The organism is Pseudomonas sp. GM80 (genome assembly GCF_000282515.1).
GTDB lineage: Bacteria > Pseudomonadota > Gammaproteobacteria > Pseudomonadales > Pseudomonadaceae > Aquipseudomonas.
Genome location: NZ_AKJD01000218.1, coordinates 1 through 4,249, shown reverse-complemented (window position 1 = coordinate 4,249; position 4,249 = coordinate 1). Strand labels below are relative to the sequence as shown.

General features: G+C 59.6%; 5 protein-coding genes. 4 read left to right on the top strand and 1 reads right to left on the bottom strand.

Annotated elements, in window-relative coordinates; genetic code table 11:
• The first annotated feature begins 172 nt into the window (after positions 1 to 172).
• From PMI37_RS27035 to PMI37_RS27025, 3 genes are read left to right on the top strand one after another with little or no spacing between them, the layout of a single operon-like run.
• Positions 173 to 607 carry an NUDIX hydrolase gene (locus PMI37_RS27035; RefSeq protein WP_008087237.1) on the top strand — a complete coding sequence of 145 codons (435 nt, stop codon included), beginning with the start codon at positions 173 to 175 and terminating at the stop codon, positions 605 to 607.
• Between the two features lie 23 nt (positions 608 to 630).
• Positions 631 to 1,269, top strand: coding sequence for a LysE family translocator (locus PMI37_RS27030; protein ID WP_008087236.1), 639 nt, complete (start codon positions 631 to 633; stop codon positions 1,267 to 1,269).
• A gap of 3 nt (positions 1,270 to 1,272) precedes the next feature.
• A complete protein-coding gene (locus tag PMI37_RS27025) occupies positions 1,273 to 1,779 on the top strand; it encodes a GNAT family N-acetyltransferase (protein ID WP_008087233.1) in 507 nt (168 codons plus the stop codon).
• A gap of 179 nt (positions 1,780 to 1,958) precedes the next feature.
• On the opposite strand, the gene metR is transcribed toward PMI37_RS27025, so the two are convergent.
• Complete coding sequence (metR, locus tag PMI37_RS27020; protein ID WP_008087231.1) at positions 1,959 to 2,876, bottom strand: transcriptional regulator MetR; 918 nt, start codon at positions 2,874 to 2,876, stop codon at positions 1,959 to 1,961.
• 203 nt (positions 2,877 to 3,079) lie between these two features.
• On the opposite strand from metR, the gene PMI37_RS27015 reads away from it, so the two are divergent.
• A complete protein-coding gene (locus PMI37_RS27015) occupies positions 3,080 to 4,114 on the top strand; it encodes an alpha/beta fold hydrolase (RefSeq protein ID WP_045123307.1) in 1,035 nt (344 codons plus the stop codon).
• Positions 4,115 to 4,249: the final 135 nt, after the last annotated feature.

Sequence of the window (4,249 nt, the reverse complement as noted above, 5' to 3'; positions counted from 1 at the left end):
CCCGAACTGACCCAAACCCTGTAGGAGCTGCCGAAGGCTGCGATCTTTTGATCTTGTTTTTTTCAGGATCAAGATCAAAAGATCGCAGCCTTCGGCAGCTCCTACAGGGTTGTGTGGCGTATGGCGGGTTGGCGTGGGATCCTTTGCATTTTTCGAAACAAGGGCCGTTTTTATGTCGACGCTTTCCGGTGCTACTCCTTCCATTATCCGCATCGCCGCCGCCCTGTTGATCGGGTCGGACGGTCGCACCCTGCTGGTGCGAAAACGCGGCACCACTGCATTCATGCAACCGGGCGGCAAGATCGAAGCGCATGAGCTGCCGGTGCACGCCTTGGTTCGTGAGCTGGAAGAAGAGCTGGACCTGCGGATCGATCCGGCGCAGGCGATCTTCCTCGGCCAGTTTTCTGCGCCGGCCGCCAACGAGCCGGGATTTGTCGTACAGGCAGACCTCTTTCTTCTGACGATCAACGTCGTCGTTTCCCCGGCAGCGGAGATCGAAGAGGTGATCTGGATCGACCCGACCACCGACGGCGATGTCGTTTTGGCGCCATTGACACGGGATAAGATCCTGCCGTTTTATCGAGCCTCGCTGACCGCCATCGCTTGATCATCCATACAAAGGACGTTGCCATGATCCCGCTTCAAGACTTGCTGATATTCGCCGTCGCCGCGTTGCTGATGGTGCTGACGCCCGGGCCGAACATGATTTATCTGATCTCGCGTTCGATCTGCCAGGGGCGCAAGGCCGGGGTGACCTCGTTGCTGGGTGTGGTCGCGGGGTTCTTTGTGCATATGTTTGCCGCAGCAGCGGGTTTGACGGCGGTGTTCCTCGCCGTGCCGATGGCCTACGAAGTGTTGAAGTGGGCCGGGGCGCTGTATTTGTTGTGGCTGGCCTGGCAAGCGGTGAAACCCGGTGCGCGTTCGCCGTTCGAAGCGCAGCAATTGCCGCCGGATTCGTCACGCAAACTGATCACCATGGGCTTTCTCACCAGCGCGCTGAACCCGAAGATTGCGGTGTTTTATCTCTCGGTGTTTCCGCAATTCATCACACCTGAGCACGGTTCGGTGTTTACTCAAAGCATCATTCTGGGGCTGACGCAGATCAGCGTCAGTTTCACCGTCAATCTGTTGATCGCGTTGTTCGCGGCGGGGATTGCGTCGTGGTTCGTGCGCAACCCGACGTGGTTGGCGATGCAGCGCTATTTCATGGGGTTTGTCTTGGCCGGGCTCGCGGTACGGCTGATGATCGAGCAACGCAGGACAGCTTAAGTCATGTGGATCGAACGGCTGGACACCAGTCATGCCTTGGCTTATCGGGCGTTGATGCTTGAGGCCTATGATCGCCATCCGCAGGCGTTCACCTCCAGCGTGCGCGAGCGGGCGGTGATGCCGTTAAGCTGGTGGGAGGCGCGGCTGACCAGCAAGCTCGATGTGGTGTTGGGTGCATTCGAGGGCGGCACGCTGGCCGGGATTGTCGGGCTGGCGTTCGAGCCTCGGGAAAAGGCTCGGCACAAAGCCACATTGTTCGGGATGTATGTGTCGGCGGATTTTCGCCAGCGCGGTTTGGGGTTTGAACTGGTGCAGGCGGCACTGGCCGAAGCGCAGAACCATCCGGCGCTGAAGGTCGTTCAGTTGACCGTTACTGCCGGGAATGATGCTGCGTTCAAACTTTATGAGCGTTGCGGTTTTATCCAGTTCGGCCTTGAGCCATTGGCGGTGCGGGTTGGCGAAGATTACTTCGACAAGGTCCATATGTGGCGTGAACTCATTCGCCAGTGAACACCTCTTTGTAGCAAATGGATCTCTTGTGGCGAGGGGATTTATCCCCGTTGGGTTGCGAAGCAGCCCCAAAACCATTCACCACGGTTTACCTGAAAGACCGCATGCATAGATTTTGGGGCTGCAGCGCAACCCATCGGGGATAAATCCCCTCGCCACAGTGTTTCTCTCTGGTGTGATCAGCGAACTGCGCTAACCCCATCCAAGGTAGAAAACGAAGTGTCCTTCGCCGTCAGCAAAAAGTCGCGCATGTACGGCGCATCCAGCATGTCCGCACGGATCGCTGCATACAGCGTGGCAAACAGCCCTTTCTCACCCAGCCGCTTGGCCTTCACGTAGCCGCGCGAGCTGTATTCGTGCAGCGCCCAATGCGGCATGCCGCACACGCCACGGCCACTGGCGACCAGTTGCATCATCATTACCGTCAGCTCCGAGGTACGCACCTGCGCCGGTTCGATATCCGCCGGTTCGAGGAAGCGCGTGAAGATGTCCAGACGATCGCGTTCCACCGGATAGGTGATCAGCGTTTCCGTGAGCAAATCCTCCGGCACGATGTACGGCTTGCTCGCCAACGCGTGCTGATTGGCCACCGCTAGCATTGCCTCATAGGTAAACAGCGGCACATAGGTGATGCCGGCAATTTCCAGCGGGTCGGACGTCACCACCAGATCCAGATCACCGCGCGCCAGCGCCGGCAGTGGCGCAAAGGAGAAACCCGATGCGAGGTCGAGTTCAACTTCCGGCCAGGCATCGCGGAACTGGTCGATGGTCGGCATCAGCCACTGAAAGCAGCTGTGGCATTCGATCGCCATGTGCAAACGCCCGGCGGTGCCACCGGCCAGACGACTGATGTCACGCTCGGCGGCGCGCAGCAGCGGCAGAGTCGCATCGGCCAGTTGCAGCAGGCGCAGACCGGCGCTGGTGAAACGCACCGGTTTGGTCTTGCGCACGAACAGTTGCATGCCCATGCGCTCTTCCAGTTCCTTGAACTGGTGGGACAGCGCCGACTGCGTCAGGTGCAGGCGATCAGCCGCATCGACGAGGCTGTCGGCTTCGCGCAGGGCATGAAGGGTTTTCAAGTGGCGGATCTCAAGCACCGATGGCTCCATGAACAAAATTTGCTGATTCAGCGATGGTGGTGAGTTTGTCTCATGTTGGCGAGACTGTCGACCGCGACTGAGCGAGCGGCGCAATGACCGCTCGGCACTCTTCATCAAACTGTCACGCAACTGTGGCAGCGCGCTTGAACAAACTTCATCAGACTCGCGCTCTACTGGGGTTCTGCGTTTCGGTGTTTTTCATGCACAAGCTGTTTTTATCAGTCGCGGCCATGTTGGCCGCGCTTTTGTTCGGTGCGCCGTCGATGGCGGCCGCGCGTTGCGATGTCAACGTGCCGACCGAGCACGTCGATTTGCAACAGGTCAGCATTGCTTATCAAAGCATTGGTCGCGCGTCGGATCCGGCGTTGCTGCTGGTGATGGGCCTGGGCGGGCAGTTGATTCACTGGCCGGACGAGGTGGTGGTCGCGCTGTGTCAGCAGGGCTTTCGGGTGATCCGCTATGACAACCGCGATGTCGGATTGTCGACCTGGCGCCAGGCGCCGGAGGAGGCCAATCTGACCTTCGAAGTGCTGCGCTACAAACTCGGGCTGCCGGTGTCGGCGCCGTACAGCCTGACGGACATGGCCGATGATGCGCTGGGGCTGATGGACGCGCTGCATGTTGAGCAATTCCACGTCTTGGGCGCGAGCATGGGCGGGATGATCGCGCAGCACATGGCGGCCATGGCGCCTCAGCGGGTCGAGAGCCTGACGCTGATCATGACCACCTCAGGCGCTGAAGGTTTGCCAGCACCGAGTGCGGCGCTGGTGCAGTTGCTGTCGCGGCGCGGCGCTCCGAATCGTCAGGTGGCGCTGGAGCAACAGGCTGATTTGTTGGCGGCGCTGGGCAGCCCGGCGGTGACCGATGATCGGCAGGCTTTGTTGCAGCAGGCAGCGGCCTCGTATGACCGTGCGTTCAACCCCGAGGGTGTGAAGCGGCAGATCATGGCGATCCTCGCCGAACCGAGCCGCGTTGCATTGCTTAACCAGTTGCGCGTACCGACGCTGGTGGTGCACGGCACGGCGGACCCGTTGTTGCCGGTGATGCATGGTGTGCATCTGGCGGCGCATATTCGCGGCAGTCAATTGAAGCTGATTCCGGGGTTGGCGCATCGGTTTCAGGAGGCATTCAAGGAGCCGCTGCTGGCTGCAGTGTTGCCGTATTTGCAGCAGCACCGAGAAGACGCATCGCATTGGGCGCAGATTGAACCGGTGGTGGGCGGGAATTTGCTGTAACCATCAGATATGTGTCGCCCCTAGAGGCCCCATCGCTGGCAAGCCAGCTCCCACATTTGGAATACATTCCCCTGTAGGAGCTGCCGAAGGCTGCGATCTTTTGATCTTTTTAAGGGCAAGATCAAAAGATCGCAG